Origin of the sequence: Pectobacterium wasabiae CFBP 3304 (assembly GCF_001742185.1) — a bacterium.
Taxonomy (GTDB): Bacteria; Pseudomonadota; Gammaproteobacteria; order Enterobacterales; family Enterobacteriaceae; genus Pectobacterium; species Pectobacterium wasabiae.
Map to the genome: position 1 here is coordinate 4,245,185 of NZ_CP015750.1, position 21,962 is coordinate 4,267,146.

Consider the following 21,962-nt stretch of genomic DNA (forward strand, 5'->3'; position numbering starts at 1 on the left):
TCTTCTCGTGCCTGATATGAAGCTTTTTGCTGGTAACGCCATCCCGGAACTAGCACAACGTATTGCCAACCGTTTGTACACTAGCCTTGGCGACGCCGCTGTCGGTCGTTTTAGCGATGGCGAAGTCAGCGTGCAAATCAATGAAAATGTACGCGGTGGTGATATTTTCATCATCCAGTCCACCTGCGCACCCACCAATGACAACCTAATGGAACTGGTTGTGATGGTCGATGCTCTGCGTCGCGCTTCTGCGGGACGTATTACCGCCGTTATTCCCTACTTCGGCTATGCCCGTCAGGATCGCCGCGTGCGTTCCGCACGTGTGCCAATCACCGCGAAAGTCGTTGCTGACTTCCTGTCCAGCGTGGGGGTTGACCGTGTTCTGACCGTGGATCTGCATGCTGAGCAGATTCAGGGTTTCTTTGATGTGCCGGTAGATAACGTATTCGGTAGCCCGATCCTGCTGGAAGATATGCTGCAACAGAATCTGGAAAACCCAATCGTGGTCTCTCCTGATATCGGTGGCGTTGTGCGTGCCCGTGCAATCGCTAAGCTACTGAACGATACCGACATGGCGATCATCGACAAGCGCCGTCCACGTGCCAACGTTTCTCAGGTGATGCACATCATCGGGGATGTCGCGGGTCGTGACTGTGTGCTGGTTGACGATATGATCGACACTGGCGGTACGCTGTGCAAAGCGGCGGAAGCGCTGAAGGAGCGTGGGGCTAAACGTGTATTCGCTTATGCCACACACCCCATTTTCTCAGGCAATGCTTACGAGAACATCAAGAACTCTGTCATTGATGAAGTGATTGTCTGCGATACCATTCCGCTGGCGGAAAACATTCGTGCACTGCCGAATGTTCGTACATTGACGCTGTCTGGTATGTTGGCCGAAGCGATTCGTCGTATCAGCAACGAAGAATCCATTTCTGCGATGTTTGAACATTAATCGCTGCTGATCGGGTAACCGATCGCAGAAGATAATGATGAAGCCACCTGTAATAAGGTGGCTTTCTTATTTCTACCGTTTTTATCGCCATAAAAAACAAAAAACCGCCATAGCGAGGCTACAGCGGCTCTATTGTTCATTTTCATTAACACGATGACTTGATTAACGGCTATGGGTGATGCTGGCGACGGCAACGCTTATCAAAGTGTTTAACCCACCAATAACGGTCTGTGACTTCTTCACGCCCGCTAATACGCGCCCCCGCCAACCAAAATATTGCGCCAGAAAAAATACTGACCAGATCAATGTAAGTCATATATTCAGGAACATTCAGTTTCGGGAACTGGCTGGCGATAGAAAAACCGATGCCGCCAATCATCATGATCATCCCGATACCCATCAATACATTACCGAGTACTGTCACGTTTTTACGTTTCATCTGCCACCTCCAGATTAATTCTGTGGATGAATCGGAGTGCCATTACTGTTTACTGTCTTATTATTGATGTAATTATAGACAATAATGTACTTAGATGATTGCGGGAGGGATCACAGATAAGGGGAATGATTAATATTTTTTTACGTTTAAACAAATAAATAGACAAAAATATGAATAATTACACCACTAAATAAATAACAATATTTTTACATTCCAACACCGATATTTGGCTATACCTCATGCGATGTGTAAACTAGCGCTTTCGTTATCACGCGACCCTGCGTCAGTTTAAGCACGTAATCTGGAATATACCGTGAGCAGCATTAAATTAATTGTCGGCCTGGCGAATCCCGGCGCTGAATATGCCGCCACCCGCCATAATGCGGGCGCCTGGTTTGTCGATCGTCTGGCTGAGTCTTATCGTCAGTCGCTAAAAGAAGAAAGCAAATTTTTCGGTTACACCGCCCGTCTAAATCTGGCGGGGCAAGATGTACGCCTGTTGGTTCCGACTACCTTCATGAATCTGAGTGGAAAAGCTGTTGCGGCAATGGCCACTTTCTACCGCATTCAGCCTGATGAGATCCTGGTCGCACATGATGAACTGGATTTATTACCAGGGATTGCCAAACTTAAACTGGGTGGTGGGCACGGCGGTCACAACGGACTGAAAGACATCATCAGTAAATTGGGCAATAACCCGAATTTCCATCGTTTACGCATCGGCATTGGCCACCCGGGTGATAAAAGTAAAGTGACCGGTTTTGTGTTGGGTAAGCCACCGATGAGCGAGCAGACGCTGATCGACGGTGCCATTGATGAGGCCGTGCGCTGCACAGAAATTCTGATGAAAGAAGATATGATAAAAGCGATGAACCGCTTGCATGCTTTCAAAGCGGCATAATCTGGTCAGAATGCGGATGGCAGATCGAGATAAATCGCCATTCCGTGTATAATCGGCCGAAATATTTCCATTCTGACAGGCAAGATAAAGTAATTGCCTGATTAATAAGTTATTTAAGGTGATATAAACATGGGATTCAAATGCGGTATCGTTGGGCTGCCTAACGTCGGTAAATCCACTCTGTTCAATGCGTTGACCAAAGCCGGCATCGAAGCGGCCAACTTCCCGTTTTGTACCATCGAGCCGAACACTGGCGTAGTACCGATGCCCGATCCACGTCTGGACAAACTAGCTGAAATCGTTAAGCCCCAGCGTATCCTTCCTACCACTATGGAATTTGTTGATATCGCGGGTCTGGTAAAAGGTGCGTCCAAAGGTGAAGGATTGGGTAACCAGTTCCTGACCAACATCCGTGAAACGGAAGCTATCGGCCACGTTGTGCGCTGCTTTGAAAACGACAACATCATCCACGTCAATAATAAAGTTGATCCGGCTGATGACATCGAAGTCATCAACACTGAACTGGCATTGTCTGACCTCGACACCTGCGAACGCGCTATTCATCGCGTGCAAAAAAGAGCCAAAGGTGGTGATAAAGATGCTAAAGCTGAGCTGGCCGCGCTGGAGAAATGCCTACCACAGTTAGAAAATGCTGGCATGCTGCGCTCGCTGGATTTAAGCGATGATGATAAGGCTGCTATCCGCTACCTGAGTTTCCTTACGCTGAAACCAACGATGTACATCGCCAACGTTAACGAAGATGGCTTCGAGAATAACCCGTATCTCGATAAAGTCCGTGAAATCGCTGCTGCTGAGGGTTCTGTCGTCGTAGCCGTGTGTGCCGCCGTTGAATCAGACATTGCAGAACTGGATGATGCCGACCGTGAAGAATTTATGGCTGAGTTAGGTCTGGAAGAGCCCGGTTTGAACCGCGTTATTCGCGCCGGCTATGAACTGCTGAACCTGCAAACCTACTTCACCGCTGGCGTAAAAGAAGTTCGCGCATGGACAATCCCTGTCGGTGCTACTGCCCCACAGGCCGCGGGAAAAATTCACACCGATTTCGAAAAAGGCTTCATCCGCGCACAGACTATCGCCTATGACGACTTCATCACTTACAAAGGTGAACAAGGCGCGAAGGAAGCTGGAAAAATGCGTTCGGAAGGCAAAGAGTACATCGTAAAAGATGGCGATGTAATGAACTTCCTGTTCAACGTCTAAATTGCTTCTGTTGCCTCATGCGATATCAGCGCATCGCATGAAGACTGACAAACCCCATAAAATCCACGCAGTTGCGTGGATTTTTGCTTTCATAACGTCTCATTCCATCTCATGACAGCGCAATCAAAAATGAGTACAGGCATGAGTACAATCAGTTTCTATCTTCATTTTAGGTGAGTACAATAACGGTATAAGAAATAGACAAGGACTCGCTATGCTCACTGATACGCAATGCCGCACTGCTAAGCCGAAAGAAAAACTCTATCGACTCAATGACTTCAACGGCCTCTACCTCGAAGTGAAACCCAACGGAAAAAAGGCATGGCGCTATAGGTTTAAACTCAACGGCAAATCCAGCATGTTCGCGTTGGGTGAGTATCCAACGGTAAAACTCGCCGAAGCGCGGGAGAAATGTGAGCAAGCACGTAAGCAAGTTTGTAGTGGTCAACTAAAACTGGCCACCACTTTAGAGTTTTTCCAGTATCGGTTTTCCGATTCGTTTGGTGGTAACCCACCGTTATATTCGTATGGCCTGAGCGCACTGTAATACCCAACGATATAGTCCGTTATTGCACTGGTAGCATCGTTGAAGCTTGTGTAACCAGCCACCGGCACCCATTCGTTCTTCAGACGTCTAAAAAAGCGTTCCATCGGACTATTATCCCAGCAGTTTCCACGACGACTCATACTCTGCCTGATCCGGTACCGCCACAGTGACTGCCGGAACTGCCTGCTTGTGTAATGGCTGCCCTGATCGCTGTGGAACATCACCCCGGCTGGTTTACCGCGAATTTCCCACGCCATTTCTAGCGCTTTGATGGTCAGTCTGCTGTCCGGTGAGAACGACATTGCCCAGCCCACCGGTTTCCTCGCGAACAGGTCGAGAACAACGGCGAGGTATGCCCAGCGCTTACCTGTCCAGATATACGTCACGTCGCCGCACCACACCTGATTAGGCTCTGTCACTGCGAACTGACGCTCAAGGTGATTCGGGATAGCGATGTGTTCATGGCCACCGCGTGTATACCGATGGATGGGCTGCTGACAACTGACCAGTCCCAGCTCTTTCATGAGTCTGCCGGCAAGCCAGCGCCCCATCCGGAAGCCTCTGAGCGTTGCCATTGCGGCGATACTCCTTGCCCCGGCTGAACCATGACTAATGTTGTATAGCTCCTGAACCTGACTGCGTAACTCTGTATGCTTTCTGTCCGGTTTATCAGGACGGCATTTCCAGTATTTATAGCTGCTGCGGTGAACCCCAAATACGTGACAGAGTGTAGCCACGGGATAACGCGCCCTGAGTTTTCCGATTAACGAGAACTGTTCAGGGAGTCTGACATCAAGAGCGCGGTAGCCTTTTTTAATATTTCATTTTCCATTTCAATACGTTGTAGTTTTTTCTTCAATTTACGTATTTCAATTTGCTCCGGGGTAATGGGGGAAGCTTTCGGTATTTTTCCCTGTCGTTCATCCCGTAATTGTCTGACCCATCGGGTCATTGTTGAAAGGCCAATATTCATGGCTTTTGCTGCTTCAGCAACGGTGTAGCTCTGCTCGACAACCAACTGAGCCGCTTCACGTTTGAACTCTGCACTAAAATTTCTTTTTTTCATTGGAGCACCTGTGTTGTTCTGAGGTGAGCATATCACCTCTGTTCAGGTGGCCAAATTCATTAAACCACTACAACCACTACAACGGGCGTTGGCCGACCAATATCAATATCATTAATGGGCATTTTTTCTGGATATACTCAGACATCAAAAACCTTCCTGAGATCTTCGTAGTTAAAGGGGTAATGGATATTACTGGGTCAACACTCAGAACCCCACCGTCAGATCTGACGGTGGATGGTGATTTGAAAATGCTGGGCACTCGGACTCGGGCGACTCACCTGCCAGAGCGGATGACGCTGGGGGGAAAATTAAATCTTTCGTTTTCAAGGCTCTCTGGAATCAGCTCCATGACATAAGCGCATAGCCGTTCGACCATAGTACTAATACTTTATCAGCACCATATTTTCATATAGTTTTTCTCATTCCCAATGCTATCCTGAACACTGCTATATTTACTGTGGCAAAAAAGTTGCTGTATGTTGCCATACTACTTGCTCATAGGGTAAATTCAACCCAGGAATAAAGAGATCTAATGCGGCCTCAGCACGCTTTATATCCCTCTCAAAATTAACATGGAATGCACTGTCAAGCTTAATCACCGTCGAACCTTTAGGTAGGTTGTCATATATAAAAGCCAGTTTATTGACTAACTCAGCGTTGACCAAAATTTGAATATTATCTTCCAGTACCACTCCAACAACTGAAAATGATTGTACATTACTATCGCCAGTAATCTGGTCTCTCAATGTGTAAATCAGTAAAGCTGAGGAAATACCCCTTGCTACTGCCGTAGAGGCGTTAAATTTCTCAGCCTGATTAATAGCATTATTAATAATCACATGCCCTATCCCAAGCACTTCTAACGATTTCTCTGTAGGAACACGTTCAAAAGTCATATTGTTATATTTCTTCTTGATACCAAACTGTGTGATCCAGTCTTTGGGAGTGACAAAGCTAAGAACACCCTTATCATTGTCCAGACGGTGTCCATTCAATTTCAGCATGTTCTCGAGGAAACCATACATATGGATAAGATCAAGCTTCGGAACCTCATCTAAGTTCTGATACTCGAACTTATCCGCATGGCCTACAAGACCTTTAACCACGCTGACGGCTGACTGACCACCGAAGGTCCCTGCTCTAGAATCGAACCACGTATTTAGAGTTTCTGGCTTTTGTGTCAGGCCATCAGCAAAAAGTGAATTGAAAAAAACTTTATCACTCATCCCAAGAATAAGCTGCAACAGATCTTCCGGTTCCTCCATCGCGTCGCCCAAAGAACGCATGACTGTGGTTATTTTGCTGTTTAACAAGTCCCATATTCTGGACTCTACAGTATCGGGGTTGCGTAAAGTAATAACTTCAACCTGATTTTTTTGACCATAGCGGTTGAGTCGCCCTACACGCTGGTGAAGACGCATCGGATTCCACGGCAGATCAACATGAATCATGGAATAACAGTTGTCCTGCAAATCAATACCTTCACCACCGGCTTCAGTACAAACAATAAAGCGTACCTGCCCGCTTTTAAATTGCTCCGCAGCATGGTAGCGATCCATACTCCATGACGTTTTGACGCCCTGTTTATTGTAAATCCCTTCCAGGCGTCCTTCGCCATTGATAAAGCTGACGCAACCATAGCCAAAGCGAGCATTCAGAGTATTAATTAGCAGGGCCTGTGTCGCTTTATATTCAGTAAAGAATACGACGGTGCGATTAAGAAACGTGTTTTCCAGCACATGAAGCAAGGTCTGGATTTTCGTTTCCGATTCCACATTCCCCGCAAGCGCCTGCAGCTCTTCAAGCATGGGCAGCTCATTTTGCATAAGTTGAACCGAAGCAGACATTTCAACATATTCGCTTTCAAGCGCAATGTAGGCATCATCGAGATCCGGGGCCTGAGAATCACTCATGATGGCATTCATTTCATCATTCAGCGCCTGCAGCTTTTTCTGATTTTCCCCGAGCCTGGCGATACGCCCATTTATTGCGGCATAAATTGCCGCTACCGAACTTGCCGCCAGTTTCTGTATTGCCGTTAACACCAGTTGCACGGCCTGCTGGTTTGCAGAGCTTAGCGACGAAGCGTAGGCCTGCCCTGAAAGAATAAATCGTGTGAGCCGGTCATAGAATGACTGTTCAGCCTCAGAAAAATGATAGGTCTGTGAGGTCACGTTGACGGTCTTGAACAAACGCTCACCGTCCATATTCGTGACGGTTTGCTTATTATTGCGAATCACAACATCCCGAACATGATGCTGCTGAGTTTCAAATGGCTTATTCACGTCAAATAAGTCTGGACGTAAAAGCCTCAACAGAGCAAAGAAGCCGTAATTTTTCCCGCGATGGGGGGTAGCTGTGAAAAAAAGCCGTGAGGCGAACTTTCCGTGATCGATAAGCTTCTGCACAAATCGATAGCCCTGAGTCGCCCCCGAATCTTCTAGCGAGTTAAGGTGATGTGCTTCATCGATGATCAGCAAGTCCCAGTCGTCTGCTTTGAGCATTCGCTCGTGCCTGCCATTAATATCTTTTCGCAGTGTCGGCAATGAAGCGACCACCCAGGGATGCGTATTCCAGTAATCTGATCGCTCAGTATCAATTTCCGCGGAGTAGAGGGACAAACGAATATCAAACATCTGCCGCAAACGCTCCTGCCACTGCGGTACTAACGATGCAGGCGCTAAAACCAACAGACGCTGCACACGCTTTTTAGCCAGCAGCGGCCAAAGGATTAGCCCCGCCTCAACGGTTTTCCCCAACCCTACGTCATCAGCAATCAGCTTTTGTACCGGCCATTGCCGTAACACGCGGTGACATACCCATAACTGATGCGGCAGCAGGTTGATACGTGAAGTAGAGAACACCCCCCAACTATCATTGATGGAGCGGATCGCAAGCGCCTGACTGCGCGCCAGAACTTCACGCAGATCGTCATAATTTCCTTCTGCCAAAGCATCCTGAGCACTGCGCACCGGCTCCAGTTCGGAAAGTGGACGTTCTTCAAAACTCGACTCGAAACGAATGAGTGCAGTGTTTTCCCGCAAGAGTTCAATCGTCCCCAGCCCAAAGCGTTCATGTCGTACCTGCTGGCCCTGCTGAAAGATCATTTTCATACGTAATCCAGGGGATCCTGTCCAAATATCTCAATACGAAGTGAGCGTTTCCCTTCGCTGGTTAAAATGCGCAGCGGTATGTCGAAACAATGATTAAAGGTCGCATCTTCCTCACCGAGATGTTCGCGGAAAAACGTCCACAGCAGAAGCGAGTCACTGGCAGTGGATTGCTTAACATCCATTTCGTCGAACTCCATCGCCAGTAACAGACGCCTGACGCGTTCCGGCGCAGAGAAACAATATCGATGAATGCTGGAATCGATAAATACGTTATTACGCACCAATTCACGGAAGATGAAGTTCACCCCAGTACCCAGAGTTGCACGTAACTCCGGGACTACAGTTCCCACGCCCGTTCCCGAAAGATTGAAACTGGATGCCGGTCGCAGCAAATCCCCAATATCCTCAAGGAACGCTTCCGACATATCCAGTAGTTTGCGATAGGAATCTAAATGCTTTGAAAAACGATACAGAGGCAATATTTGCAGCCAGATACGGTAGGTATCTCCGTACAAAGAATCCTCCAGATAATTGTCCATCACATCCAGCCATTGCTGCGCTGCATCAGGGTTGATAAAGGTTTCCCACCAGCCTTTGTCCTCAAAATACTCAATTGCGGCACTGTGTTGCTCTTCCTGAGTCCGCCCAATGGTCTGGCATGAGCCTAGATACAGGAGTTTCAATAACGCCAGGCGTGAACGCTGATCGTCAGAGGCATTTCTTAAAGCTTCCCAGTCAAACCAGCCTTCAGGGTAGAGCCGAGCATTGTATTTCACCAACTCTTCCTGCTGGTTCCTCTCCCACCAGGTGTGTATTTTTTGTACGGCTTCACCTGGTGTCACCAACGGTTCGTATTCTTCCGGTGTCTCCCGAATCTCGCGCTCCCATGCCTTTGTTCTGTCAATGTTAGTCAGTAACCGCCCCTGCAGGAGAGAGGCAATATCATTATTGCTCCAGTGCCAGTCTGCCGGGAAGGCGCCTGGGCGCAGCTTAAGTTCAAGCAACCAGTCCGGTGGTATCTCTTCCATCAGCATACCCGCCAGTTTCTCCCCTTCCAGTCCTTCAATCAGAAAACGACAAAATGCCTGCCGCTTTTGATTATCAGCCGCCAGGCCTTTGCGCTTTGCCCATTTGACTAAATCCTCAAAAACATATCCCTGACTTCTGCGTTTGCAATAAACAATAAATTCACAGGCCTGCTTAGAATATGATGATGAAATGATGGCATCGGTAGGTGCAAACCCAGAGATCATCCGTTCATTTTTTTCGGCACAAGGAGTGTTACCGAGCAAAATTTGGCTAATCGGGCGTGTAGAGCCTGCTTGTGTTTGCACATGCAGGTTTATCAGCTGTTTTCTGAAAGCCTCAATTTTGTCCTGCCAGCCTGTCAGTTCACCCAGTCGCTTGTCGAACTCTTCGTTAAATACGACTGCCAGCTTTTCAGCATCCCGCGGTGACAGATGCTGGATATCAACACCCTGTTTATCCGGCAACGACGAGCTTATTAATGATTCAAGCGACAGTTTACTTTCGACTTTAAGTTTGCTTCCCGTCGTGTCTGCCACCAGGCACTGTGCACTGTGCAATGCCTGAAACGCAGGGAGATGAATCAGTGAACTCGCCAGACGAGAAACCAGTTCATCCGCGCTACGCACTCTGTCGCTCCACGTTATCAGTCCGGCAGCCTGCTCTTTAAATCCGTTAGGCAGCGCGGGATATGAGCGATAGAAGCTCATGATGCCATTTTCGCTTTCGTAAAGCTGCTGTAGCAATTTTTCGTTTTCCATCGCGTTAATATCGTTACTAATGCCTGTAGACATCACGTCCCAGAAGCTTTCCCAGAACTGAGTATGGGTCAATTCAGGGCTCAGTTCCCACTCAACAACCAGCTCCTCCCAGTTATGCTCCGTTTCCCACCAAAGTAATTCCAGCAGCGAATGAACTTTTGCTCCCGCTTTCTGGATAATGCCCCGATTACGGTCAGCTTCAATAGCCAACTGGCGTCGACCAATATCAACCTCAAATCCAGCGTTAATCAAAAAGCCCTGCCGGGTATCACTCATCAATGGCGACAAGTTCCACAATCGCGGAATATGAGTATCAAAACTTCTCAGGCCCCTACGCGTGACCTGGAAAACCAGATGGCAGCGCTCATCATCGATTTCAGTCTGGTAAACCACCACCCGCACTGGCGACTGAGCACCCTTGCCGTTAGGCAGCATAACCTTGCCCAATGACAGACCAGGAATACGTGCATACTGAACAGGCTCCCAGCGCCATTCATGCTCATCAATGACAATCTGGCACAAGTTACGTGCATAAAGACTTAGCAAACCTGCATACAGAGTAAAATCTTTTAACACCACTTCCGCTTGCATATGCTGGCGCAGTGGCAAATACACAAGAGTAGGTGACAGGCCATTTGTCGCGGCACTTTCAGTGAGTTGGTTTAGTTGTTTATAACTTTCAGCATCACAGGATTCGGGCACAATTCCACCCGCTATTTTAGTCGCCAGCCGCCCCGACAATAGGTAAGGATGATCAGACACCAGCAGACAGCTTTTGAAGCCGAGACCGAACTTGCCGGTAACGCCCTGCTCTTTATCCGACTGGTAAAGCGCCAGCATTTTTTTCAGATCGTTTTTGTAGCCATCATGTACATTCTCGACTTGCTCATTTTTCACGCTCTGAAAGCGGTTAATTTCTCTCCCCCAGTTGAAGAATGACAATCCGCCGTTTTGCTCTTTCACCATAAATTTCTGGTGTACCCGCTCATGACGGGCATCGCTATCCAGCTTGAACAACTCTTCTACTGCATCATCGGCATTCTGGAACAGCTCAAAAGGAACGCTTGATGGCTGATACTGAGCATCCTCTATACGCTTTCTGACCGCCGTTAATATTTCAGCCTGCAGTTCAGGGCGATCCTGGATAGCATTTGCAATGTCATAGACAATTTCAGTGAGCCTCGAGCTGTGGAGCAACTTGCCGTCACTACTTTCAGCAAGAGAGTGAAGCTCACTCTCATAGGCTCTCATTAAAACGTTAAGCTGAGAGTTTTTAAGGCCCAGTGTTTTCAGGCGCTCAACAATGCTGTTCAGGATAGTGACGCGCGCGATATTCACATCCAACTGCTCGGCCTGCTCAAAGGATTGCCAGAGCGTGTCTAGCCTTGCCTTCTGCAGATAAATACCTTCCTGCAGCCAGCTGGTGCTGCGTTTCAGAATCGCCAAAAGTTGCTGAGGCGTATACTGGTCTGGGGAAAATCGGCGAATGAAGATTTGCGGTGCCTGACCGGTATAAAAAGCGTAGCCGTGCTGACCCACAAAGATCGTATCCAGGTCAGTTGCCAGCGCCACGGTCAAACGTTCCTGGAACAGAGAATGAACCTGCAACGTGTTTTCTTCGTAAACCTTCACGGCAAAGGCATATTTCTCAATGCACTGTAAGAGCGTTAACTCTGCAAAGTGAGCGTCATGGTTAGTTAAGGGTTTGCTGTCTTGCGACAGTTCATTCACGAACAGGGCATAACTTTGCAACCCCAGGTAGCTCTCACATAGCTTATGAACCTTACGATTCCCCGCCAGCAAAGCCAGCAGTGCAGCAATTGCCTTACGTGGAACCCAGCGTTCCCAGGGCGCAAAGTATTCCCTTAAGACATTGGCAGAATGCTCAACATGACTGAGATGCCCTTCGGACTCAGTACTGTCTACCGACAAGTCATTAGCCTGCAGCCAAGGGGACAAATACGCCCAGTCGTCGTCATGTAGGACAGCACTACGTTCTGCTCCCGTTACGCCATAACAGAGATTGGTGGCTAACGCCCAGGTATCAGCAGCCGTTCTGAGCGGGATTGAACGCAGTACGCTGGCGGGATCTGAATGGGTATGACACAGCGTGCTTAACAGTGCTTTACGCAATTCACCACTTTGGGTTGGATTCATGCTGTCAACGAGATGCCGGTAGCTAGCAACTATCTTGTCTGTAACCGGATGCGAAAAACTCAGCGCATTGATAGCCTCATTACCCTCAAGCGACTCAGCACCTTTGAGACACTCAATTAAGAGCAACCAACCGTCAAAGCTCTCAAACGCGTACGACCTGTCACTGGCCTGAAGAATAATCGTATCAGTGAGACGTAAGCTGCTACCGATTGCATAAAGTGGAAGTGTACCTGCTACAGTGAGCGCCTTGTAAAACGCAGCCTTGCCTCGCACGACCAATGAACTCAGCGCACAGTTAGCCTCATCTGGGAGAGCAATATCCTCAAGCAGAGCGATGAGCGGCGTCGCTTCTGTCAGCTTCGCGATCTCCGGATAGTCTGCCGCGCTAATATCCAGAATATTTTCTGGTGCCATCGCCACACCGCGGTGCAATAGCCATTTTTGGCGGCGCAGGTTATTGAATGCTCTCTCTGAAGACAAATCATTCGTCGGTTGCATTAACAATTGCAGGATAAAGTCGCAGTAACGTTCCGGGTTCGGCCCGGATAAAGCCAGCATGACCGCATGTTCGGCGTTCACCATTGTCAGATATTTGCGCTGCTGATCCTGCATCTCTGGCTGACTGGCGGGTTGGATGAACGTCACGTTGTCATTCAATTCAGTGGGCAGTTCAATGCGCCCCCCACGCAAGAAACAACGATCATCAAGGGATATATACCCCTCTTTGCCTTCCCTACGATGAAGAGCCATCTGCCGCCACATTGTTTCGCCCATAGAGCGGCCAATGTGCATCAGAACTTCTTCCGCATCTTCTGCAGATAAGTCATCAAACTCCAGATATTCAAGGCTTTCTTTGAAGCGGTGGATCACATGATCCGGCGTTACACTATCAAGCCTAAGCGCCTTCTCGAATCCGGGAGTCAGTCCAAGATTCTGCTCAATTTCTGGCGAAATAATAGTCCACTTGACCTGCTCCGAATCGGCATCAGAAAGAATTTTTGCCCATACGGGATGCGCTTTACCCGCCTTCCACAATTCAGCTTCACCAGTATCATCCGAATTACCGTGCATCAGATAGCGATAGACAAGCCGATCTCCGGCGCTAAATTTGTCCCCGTCCGCAGCCATTTTATTGAGTAAATCGATACGTTTTGTCGGCGAATCCAGACGAGGGTGAAGCTCAAGCAGATGGATAACCCCTTCGCTGTCACACTCCTTTGCTTCTGAATATTCAGAACCACCAAATAAGGTCTGGTTAATATCATTGGTGATCAATACGATTTCTTTTTCAAGCAATGCCTGCTGCAACAATGCGCTTAAACCCATACCAAAATTAGCGCTCCCGCCAAGTTTGAATATCCTTCGCTTTTGTTTTAGTTCAAGCAAGTGACAGCGCGTCTCCAGGTAAGATATCCCCGTTGGCTGTGAAACCTTAAAGACCTTCAAGGTATCAAACCGACGGTATAGCTCCTGACGATCGGGAGATGAGAGCTTGCCAATAAAATCCCGCACCAATTTTTCAAAGTTATCGCTGGCAGAAGCCTGTTTCTGCATCGCTTGCAGCAGGCTGCCAACCGTCTCCCAATTCAGAGATGCGCTGGCAGGTTCTTTACTGTTATCGAGAAAAGCAGGAACCAACAACCTATCCATAGCGGTACGCCCAAGCGTTTCCCACAGGGCCTGCTCCTGACGGTCAATGGCAATCCTGTAACGCCAGGTCGGACGAATGAACGCCATCAATTCTCCGATCGCCGCCTGGTTACGTGAGAGCTCAACCAGCGGCACGCTAAATAACGTTTTTCTGAGCAATGCAATCAGGTCAAGCACAAAGCTGTCTGACTGAATCGGCAGTTCTTTCAGCAATTGATTGAGATAATTTGTAAGCTTTAAGCTAGTGAACACCATTTCGGGTACGCTATGCAGCAACACCTGAATCTCCGACAACTGCCACTTACTTTTAAATTCGTTGTAGATATTCTGCTGCGTTTCATCGATAAATCGGTGCGTTACACCCAGACTTTCCAGAGCGGGCAGCACTTCCCAGGGGCGATGCGCTTCACCTGAAGGTGTGGCAGGCAATCGACGAACGGGAGTGTTCGCATCAACTAAACACCACTGACTTCCATCCCGCGTTAGTTCGCATACCCACAGATGGTACAACGTTACCCAGTGGAACCAGGCATTATTGTTGCGTAAAGCTCTACGCACACCATCCGAAATTGCCGCTTTTTCCGCATCCCTGGCGTGAATAAGCGACATAAGAGAGGCAAGCGCTTTCGGTAATAGCGGCAACGTTCCCTGAGTAGCAAGACAGCGGTTCCATTCCTGAACCAGTTGTTCCTGGCCTGGAGAATCTGGGGCATTGAATAACGGCGTGGCGCTGGTGAGTGTAGCCAGCCCCTGGATACCCACTCGCCCGGCATCGATGAAAAAGTAACCGTGCAGAATAATTTGATACGAGTACTGACCAGAAATAGAGAATGTTTGTTTCTGCGCATGCTGCGCGGTGTCCTGCTCACCCAAAGGTAAAAACACCGCCCATTCCACCGCCAGCGTTGCCTCTCCTTCTGGTACTTTCTCCGCCAGCATCACCACAGCGGCATGAGGCAGCGCTTTATCCGCAGTCTTCTTACCTTCTCGTGAATAACTGAATGGCCAGGCGCGTTGTGATTTCAGGGCAGAAAACTCAGGAGCATTCAGCAAAACCTCATGCCCGACGTAGAATTTTTGCTGAGGGTCCGGCAATCCAGCACGCTGAACGGTAATGTGGCCTTGCCATTCCCCAGCACCATTAAGATTGGTAAATTGTGGGCGAGTTGCCTTTTCAGGCAGCGAGATATGTATTTGACGCTGATACCCCTGCCCTGTTTTCACGACCAGCTCAATGTCCTGCAAGGTTTTCATCAGCGGTAACAGGCTGGCGAGCTTATCCCCGAGTCCCGGGTCTGAAATAAAATCAGGCACCTCATAACGATAGTCTTCGCCGACAATAATAAAGTTTTCATCATCCTGGCGCGCCTGATAGATACTCTCTGAACGCAGCGGAACCCAGACAACGAAATAATCATCACACGCATTTTGGGTAATTGCGCGGACTTCATCCTCAATACGAACTTTATCCTGCTCGCTCACCTCGGCCCAAGAAGATCTGTAACTGTCCCAGGGGTTAAAAACGTCTGATTTGGCCGAAGCAGTATGCCAGTCAAAGGACTGGTAAAAAAATACTTCACCGAGATGGAACAGGCTTTTCATACCGAGCCCAAATTTCCCCACCGCATTTTCATCACCCGGTTTAGTGCCAATGCCAATGGAGAGGATCCCCTCTACATCTTCGAGTGTCAGCGGCGCATTATTGATAAAGAAAAGCGCGGGATCGCCCAATAAAGGGTGATCTGCCCCAGCAATACCAGGGCTCCAGCCAAAGATTAATGATGACGCTTGTGCGTCATCTGCGTTTTGCACAATTTCTTTCAGAACAGGGAAGCCATTTTTATAACGGTCTTTTAAATTCGCAGCGATAATCGCAATATCGTTGAGCGGCGTGGAGTGCGCTTTAGCCATCATTAACCTCTGTGTGCAATTTACGCCCCTCGGTAGGACGTTAAACACTGCCAGCTCACTCCCTGTGAGCTGGCTGTCACTAGCAGAGCGCTAGCGTAAAAACAGGCTGGCGCGACTCTTCCTTGCGCGTCTCGATAGGGCTCTAACTGTGAAGAAATGACAAAAGACCTTTTCAGGCCTTTTGTCAGGGTGGGATTTTACACTCGCCCATCCCAGTTTTTAAAATAGAGTTTTAATTTTTCGACGGTATGACACCATTTCGGCGCGGTAGGTTTACAGACGGTATTTTGATTACCGAAGAATCCGACCCCGTTAACCACCTCTTGTTCACTGAGAATTCCCAGCCATTTCTCTGGAACAAAATACTCTAACTTATCGAGGTCATCCGCATTTCGATGATATAGTTAGCTACACTCAAGCACATCCATCGTCCGCTTGATCTCCTCCCTGAAAAAGACGAGGATGAAAAATCCGCCACTGTTCTTATTTGTCGGAGGATATTTAGCCATTTCATAAACAGCAATAAAAGAAATCCTCAATGCAATATCTGTTGGAAAAGATATTTTATATGAAGAAGAGTTGTGCACGCGGGTTCTTTATAGAAAGTACTTAACTATAAACAGTGCGGTCACGCTTATCAGGATAAGCGTATTCGCTATGGAGAATCCAGCGGCAAGCTTACCCCAGCGACTATTTGTCCGAAAATCTGCACGTTGTTCATCTTCTAAGGTGAGAAACTGTCGATGCAGCGACTTATTCTGTTCCGTAAGTGACGCCAGCGTCACGTTTTGCTCTTGCATTTCGGCCAGAGTAGCAGTGAACCGTTGTTTCTGAAGGACCTCCTGCTGCTGGTTTAACACTGCATTCTGTTCTGTCAACACGGAGTATTGCGCTTGGAGTTCAGCGCTCTGATGAAACAACTGTTCCTGGATCCGTTGCAGTTGCTCGCCTTGTTCCTTATGACGCTTACTACTTAGTTGCTGGAGTATATCTTGCAGAGCAGCGGTGTCCGTTCGGTTCTGTGCCAAACTATTCAGCAAAGAACGATAATGTGTTTGGGCATCAGCTTTAGCATCATTCAGTTCACGAGTCTGTTCGCCAAGAGTGTCGGATATCGTATCAAGCAATCCGCTCACGTTTTTAAATTCAGCGACAAATTTTCGGTCGAGATTAAAGAGTTTGTCATTACTGTCGTCAATACTCTTCTTCTGCACACCCAGTTCACGTCGCAAATGCTCTAAAAACAGCTCCTGCACCAGTTGGTCCAGTAACTGCTCATCGCTGGACACTTCCGCGACAGCAAGATTTTTATTCAACTTTAGTGCTCTCCTCATCTAAGGACTTTACGTAGTCAAAATCATTCTTTAACGCTCTATACATCAGCACCCAAGCGAGACGCTCGCTGCGTGTAATATTCGGTTTTTTAGCGTTGCATTCGATTTCACGCGCTCGAGTATTTTTCGCCGAAACAATGACTTTCGAAAAGTTTTTACTCTCTTTATATCTCTGAAAATAAAGAGTTAACGATACGCCTAACTCCTGCTTGATCTGGAAGAGTCTTGACTGCGTGTGCACCATTTTTTTCGACAATTGTTCAACGATACGCACCAGTCGGCACGCTGCCCGCTCGTTTTTGGCTATCTTATTGTTCAAGGCGCGCTCTTCGGCACCAAACTTAACCTTGATTCGTTCGTGGAAAATATACGTTAAGCAGTTTGCGTCTTTAAAGCCTGCCTCTTCTATCTCATACTGATCATTCTGACGTGTTTTCTCTCGAAAATAGGTCTCAAACAAGTAGCCGTTTAGTCTTTTTAAGACCCGCTCTAGATTGGGCATCTCCGGTACTCTTTCAAGTGGAAGCTGGTAGATTTCCAGCAGATCGTTCCAGCGTTTGGTATTTGTTTCACGAGATGCATAAATTTGAGACTTAAGATAACCGAGAGATGATTGCGAAATTATTTGAAACGCATTCGAATGTTCACGAAAATCTGTACTCAACGCGTCCTCACGTTTTTGTAATAGTGCTTGCAGCTTTACTTGTAACCTCAGGTGATTATCTCTATTACTGCTGACCCGTTTCTCGTACATATCAACATATTCCCCCAGCCGAGAGAGCTGTTTTTGCAGCAATGCGTTTTCCGTCTCGTAAAGCTCTTTTTCGACAGCTATCTGCTGTTTAATGATATGTGGCAGCGCGTATCCCGAACGTAAGCGTGATAATGGGTTCGATGCCTGGTGCAGAGAGTCGAGTAAATCTTGCAATACATCTCGCCGCAAATCACGGCACTGGCGGGCAAACTCGTCATCTTTGGCATTGATTGCCAGCCAAGAATGACCGCACTCCACGGGGTAAATCAGTTCACTGATGCTTTCAGGCAAGCCCAGATCCATGGTATTAATCTGTTGAAGCAAAAATATCCGCATTGCTTTTTTATCAAACCGTTTTTGTTTGATAAAACGCTGGAGTGTGGCATCTGAATAAGCACGGGTCAGTACAATCTTGTAGCGGTGGCGTTGCCAGTGCCAGTCGTTCAGCAGAGCATTGTCTAACTCTTCCGGCTTAAGGAAGGCCAACGCATCAGCCTTGCCGGTCAGCAGTACCACATCGGCAGAAGCAAGATATCGGCTGGCAAGCATGTTGACATAATACTGCTCGTTGGCGTTGGTTGAGTGAGTTCCAGGTAAATCACGGATCAGCAACTGGGCACTGCTCTGTAACTTCGGATCAAAAAAACGGCGCGGCAGGAAAACATCCACACTATCGAATTCACGCTCGCCCTGCTCCACAGCCTGACGAAAATCTGCAAAAATGACTTTCGCCTCCTTGTCACTAAACCGAGTTGCACCGTACTCCCTATGGCTGAAATACCAGAAGTCATCTTTCGCCATGCGATAGCGATAGGTGCGAGCCGTGGACATTGTGCCCAGCCCCTGCTCGCCGCGTAGCAAAGTATTGAGCTCGGTGAAGCAGTCATCACGAATACCCAGCAGGGTCAGGATTAATGAGGTTTTACCTACTTGGGCCGGACCGTACAGGATCACTGAAACCTGCCTATTGGCATTGTCTGCCGACTGGATCAACCTCTGTGCGTCAAATTTTTGTAGAAACGTGACAAAACTCTCTTCCGCCCACAGATAACGCTCCTGGCAAAGATCAGCCCAGGATTTTTCGGAAGTGAGTTTCATACAATTTTGCTTCCTTTTGTGCGGCAACAAGATTTTTAATGGCAAGCGTCAAGGCGCTTCGATTTGCCAGGGCATCCGTTTCGCCAAATATTTGCTTCAGGTTATACGCAATATAATCACGCAATTCGCCAATCATCTCCTTATAATTGCCAATAACGGTCTGTTCGTTATGGAATGACAATTCCTCCATCACACGACGAATGTAATAAATCTGCGCTTTATCGCTGTCGCGAATAACTCCTGTTAGTTGATAGATGCCATAAGCCACGCTTGCTACCAATGCCGCTTTACCTACCAGCGCTAGCGGAGCGAATCCCCCCTCGGTATTTGGCGTGCTCTTACCGTCTACAGTTCCATCTGCCGCATCAGCACCCAAAAACGCCATCATGGCTGTTTTAATAGGATGGTACTGTTCTCTGCTCGAAAAGAGCGCATCAAAAATTTGTTTAGGCTGGATCTCCTCTGCCAGTTGGGTTGTGCAGGCCGGGTCAAGATGCATTGCCAACCTAGTACGAGCGTTTTCCAGCATTAAAGCAGGCATAATCTCCAGCGCCGCAGCGAGTTTTTTAGGCGGCGGTGCTTGATGAGCGCCGCCCGGCTTTTTGAGCAGTGTATACAAACCCGTCATCAGGTCAGGATCCATTATTGAGTACTCTGCTTGTTTATCCTGAACCAGATACCCCATTCTCCCGACTGCGCTGCCCGGTAATAGTTGCTGATTTTCAACGACAGGCAATAGCCCCTTGGCACGCAGCACCCGGGTATTCACAGACGTCAGTGCGTCGAAATTATGTTCGTGAATACTGATGTTTTCGTACTGTCTATTCCAAGCATCTATAATACGTTGACTGCGCTCATCATCCACTTCTATGCCGCGAAACGACAGTCGGCGGGCGAAAATTTTGAGGTTTTTTTGAAAACCTACCTCTTCTCTTTTATAGCTTTTTTCACAGTACTTAAGCGCATCAGTAAAGTGCTGACGGGTCTCCTTTTTGATCGCTTCACGTAATTTTTGCTCATGGGTGGAGGCTGATTCATCGAAAACGTCTAGGATCTCATCCACTATGGATTCGTGATGCTGCTGTGTATCCGCCAATATCTTCAGATTATTGATTATTTCGGCCACGTCTTCGCGGATAAGTCCCATGAAGTTATCTAGTGCAATTGCTTCAGATACCGCACTGCTGGTGAGCTTATTGATGACTGTGTCACGTAGTGCATCAATCCAGATGTCGTTATTACCAGAACCAGTAGCTACGATATCCTCTTTTTTCATCCCAACATTGGGGAAAACACGTTCAGCGGCACTGGTTTTGAGCTGTTTGATTTCATGTTCTCCGAGCATCTCTGTTTTGCTGATGACCACCACTGGGCCGCGTTCCTTGAAGTTATCTCGCAAATCTTGCAGCACTGCGGATTTGCTGTCATTGGCTAAGAGAGAGGGATCGGTCACGAACATGACACCACGGGCGTTAACCAATACGTGGCGCATCATATCCTGCCAGAGATAGTTTTTACTTGTGGCTACCTCATAGCCCGGCAACAGCGCCCAAGTCACTTGCTCATTGATGAACGAGTTTTTTTTACTGATCAGCAATTTAGGGTAGAGCAGTTTAAAGCCCGCTTTTTCATAACGACGAATACTGCTCCAATCGCGAAGCAGACTTTGAAGTTGCTCCCCACCCTCGCCCTTTTGCGGAGCAATTTCGCCTGTTTTAAGGTTTAGGCACTGATAGACAACTTGTGGAAAATCGGAGGGATCGCCATCCACCTGTTCGATAAAAAGCGGTACCTGTTCGCCACGACCCGGATTGGCATCTAACCATTCATCATCAATACCAAGGATCGCTTTCGCCAAGGTTGTTTTACCTGCCCCTTGCATACCTGCGATGGCGTAAATGGATTCTTGCTGCAAAAGTACTGTCAACTCCACCTGCCGCAGAACATCAGTAATGTGATCGACATTTTCTGTTTCTTCATTGTGCTCAATCGAGAGCTCCAGCGCAGTAAGTAACGCGCGACGAAGATTATGCAACGTATTGATATTAATTGACATGCTAAGACCTTCCTGATCGTTAATATGCAGTGTTAAGACACGCTTTCGTTTTGACCTACTATACCCGATTTCCACTTGGTATAACTTAGCAATCAGGTATTTGATGTATATTTCCTTTTAGACGTGCGCCTGGTGTGTGGCACCTTGTCCAGAGAGTCATGCTCAGTGCGTTGTTGATCTTAGGGGCAGCAACCATATGAGAAATTTTGCTATCTCAGCCTCACTTAGCATGTGGATACCACGAACGTTTGTAAGTTTCATTCAGGTTAAGAGTAGGCACATGATACCCAGCTATATCATGCTGAATAAGTACGCGAGGGATAAATCCGTGCAATCAGATAAAGGAGCCACAAGGTAACAATATGATTTATATTGCATTATAGGGATTAAGTCTAATAAGTTTGCATTACAGATGCGAACAAAATCAAAGATGAGTATATCTGTGAGTATAAATAAAAAATATATATTTATTTATAATAAAAAAAAATGCATTAAATTATAAAACGCCGTTCAACGTCTAAATAGCTTCTGTTGTCTCACGCGCTCTCACAGTATCGCATGAAGACTAACAAATCCTTTAAAATCCACGCAATTGCGTGGATTTTTTTAAGCAATATCAGGATCAAATCAATACCCAGAACAGGATATTTAAAACGCCATTCAACCAGGCAAAAGCGCAATTATGACAGACCGAGTTCCATCAGAGATATATCAGTCGCTGATTTAGCGTCAAAATGGCACATCAGCGAAAGGTGTTGTGCTGCACCAGCGGCTTCTGATCTCGCAATGGCATCACTGGTCATCCCCGATACTGCTATACAGTCAATGTCTTAATCATGCAGGAAGCATGGAGGATATACCTATGCCGATTCAGGATATGGCTTGCAGATTCCTCTGCGGCGCCCTGAATCTCTTTCTTTCGGGTAGATTCAGGAGATCAATGAGAACATTCCCAATACCTCAGATCTTATCT

Annotated in this window: 10 protein-coding genes and 2 pseudogenes; 4 read left to right on the plus strand and 8 right to left on the minus strand. The window is 47.5% G+C overall.

The features are described 5' to 3' along the window. The first annotated feature begins 7 nt into the window (after positions 1-7). The gene (gene prs / locus A7983_RS19415) at positions 8-955 is read left to right on the plus strand and encodes a ribose-phosphate diphosphokinase (RefSeq protein WP_005968468.1); all 948 of its coding nucleotides are present in this window, start codon (positions 8-10) and stop codon (positions 953-955) included. Between the two features lie 169 nt (positions 956-1,124). Here the strand turns inward: prs and ychH are convergent, their stop codons facing one another. Further along, complete coding sequence (gene ychH / locus A7983_RS19420) at positions 1,125-1,394, minus strand: stress-induced protein YchH (RefSeq protein ID WP_005968462.1); 270 nt, start codon at positions 1,392-1,394, stop codon at positions 1,125-1,127. Positions 1,395-1,707: 313 nt separating this feature from the next. Between ychH and pth the strand changes: the two genes are divergently transcribed. From pth to A7983_RS23635, 3 genes and pseudogenes are all read left to right on the plus strand, one after another. After that, entirely contained in the window at positions 1,708-2,295 is a 588-nt protein-coding gene (gene pth, locus A7983_RS19425) for an aminoacyl-tRNA hydrolase (protein ID WP_005968460.1), read from the plus strand. A gap of 129 nt (positions 2,296-2,424) precedes the next feature. Beyond that, positions 2,425-3,516 carry a redox-regulated ATPase YchF gene (ychF, locus tag A7983_RS19430; protein ID WP_005968457.1) on the plus strand — a complete coding sequence of 364 codons (1,092 nt, stop codon included), beginning with the start codon at positions 2,425-2,427 and terminating at the stop codon, positions 3,514-3,516. Positions 3,517-3,730: 214 nt separating this feature from the next. Then, positions 3,731-3,961: pseudogene (locus tag A7983_RS23635) on the plus strand (Arm DNA-binding domain-containing protein); the annotation flags it as partial. On the opposite strand, the gene A7983_RS23640 reads toward A7983_RS23635, so the two are convergent. The 7 genes and pseudogenes from A7983_RS23640 to A7983_RS19465 form a co-directional block, all read right to left on the minus strand. Beyond that, positions 3,961-5,129 (minus strand): IS3 family transposase gene (locus tag A7983_RS23640; RefSeq protein WP_086002453.1). Its coding sequence is split into 2 segments (ribosomal slippage): positions 3,961-4,880 and positions 4,880-5,129, totalling 1,170 coding nucleotides; the frame shifts between segments, so codons are not numbered across the junction. The pseudogene A7983_RS23635 and the gene A7983_RS23640 overlap by 1 nt on opposite strands. Before the next feature lie 452 nt (positions 5,130-5,581). Beyond that, entirely contained in the window at positions 5,582-8,242 is a 2,661-nt protein-coding gene (locus tag A7983_RS19445) for a DEAD/DEAH box helicase (protein ID WP_005974600.1), read from the minus strand. After that, positions 8,239-15,750: a sacsin N-terminal ATP-binding-like domain-containing protein gene (locus tag A7983_RS19450; RefSeq protein WP_235778063.1), complete on the minus strand. Its 7,512-nt coding sequence runs from the start codon at positions 15,748-15,750 to the stop codon at positions 8,239-8,241. Before A7983_RS19450 ends, A7983_RS19445 begins: the two co-directional genes overlap by 4 nt. A gap of 194 nt (positions 15,751-15,944) precedes the next feature. Continuing rightward, positions 15,945-16,184: pseudogene (locus A7983_RS24550) on the minus strand (nuclease); the annotation flags it as partial. Between the two features lie 159 nt (positions 16,185-16,343). Next, a complete protein-coding gene (locus A7983_RS19455) occupies positions 16,344-17,063 on the minus strand; it encodes a hypothetical protein (protein ID WP_005974596.1) in 720 nt (239 codons plus the stop codon). Next, positions 17,056-18,933 carry a hypothetical protein gene (locus tag A7983_RS19460; protein ID WP_005974594.1) on the minus strand — a complete coding sequence of 626 codons (1,878 nt, stop codon included), beginning with the start codon at positions 18,931-18,933 and terminating at the stop codon, positions 17,056-17,058. The genes A7983_RS19455 and A7983_RS19460 overlap by 8 nt, the downstream gene beginning before the upstream one ends. Continuing rightward, the gene (locus A7983_RS19465) at positions 18,902-20,989 is read right to left on the minus strand and encodes a hypothetical protein (RefSeq protein WP_005974592.1); all 2,088 of its coding nucleotides are present in this window, start codon (positions 20,987-20,989) and stop codon (positions 18,902-18,904) included. The genes A7983_RS19460 and A7983_RS19465 overlap by 32 nt, the downstream gene beginning before the upstream one ends. Positions 20,990-21,962 lie beyond the last annotated feature (973 nt).

Coding starts and splice junctions, on each gene's coding strand:
- ychH (WP_005968462.1), bottom strand. CDS start 1,394: ATGAAACGTAAAAACGTGACAGTACTCGGTAATGTATTGATGGGTATC.
- ychF (WP_005968457.1), top strand. CDS start 2,425: ATGGGATTCAAATGCGGTATCGTTGGGCTGCCTAACGTCGGTAAATCC.
- A7983_RS19445 (WP_005974600.1), bottom strand. CDS start 8,242: ATGAAAATGATCTTTCAGCAGGGCCAGCAGGTACGACATGAACGCTTT.
- A7983_RS19450 (WP_235778063.1), bottom strand. CDS start 15,750: ATGATGGCTAAAGCGCACTCCACGCCGCTCAACGATATTGCGATTATC.
- A7983_RS19460 (WP_005974594.1), bottom strand. CDS start 18,933: ATGAAACTCACTTCCGAAAAATCCTGGGCTGATCTTTGCCAGGAGCGT.
- A7983_RS19465 (WP_005974592.1), bottom strand. CDS start 20,989: ATGTCAATTAATATCAATACGTTGCATAATCTTCGTCGCGCGTTACTT.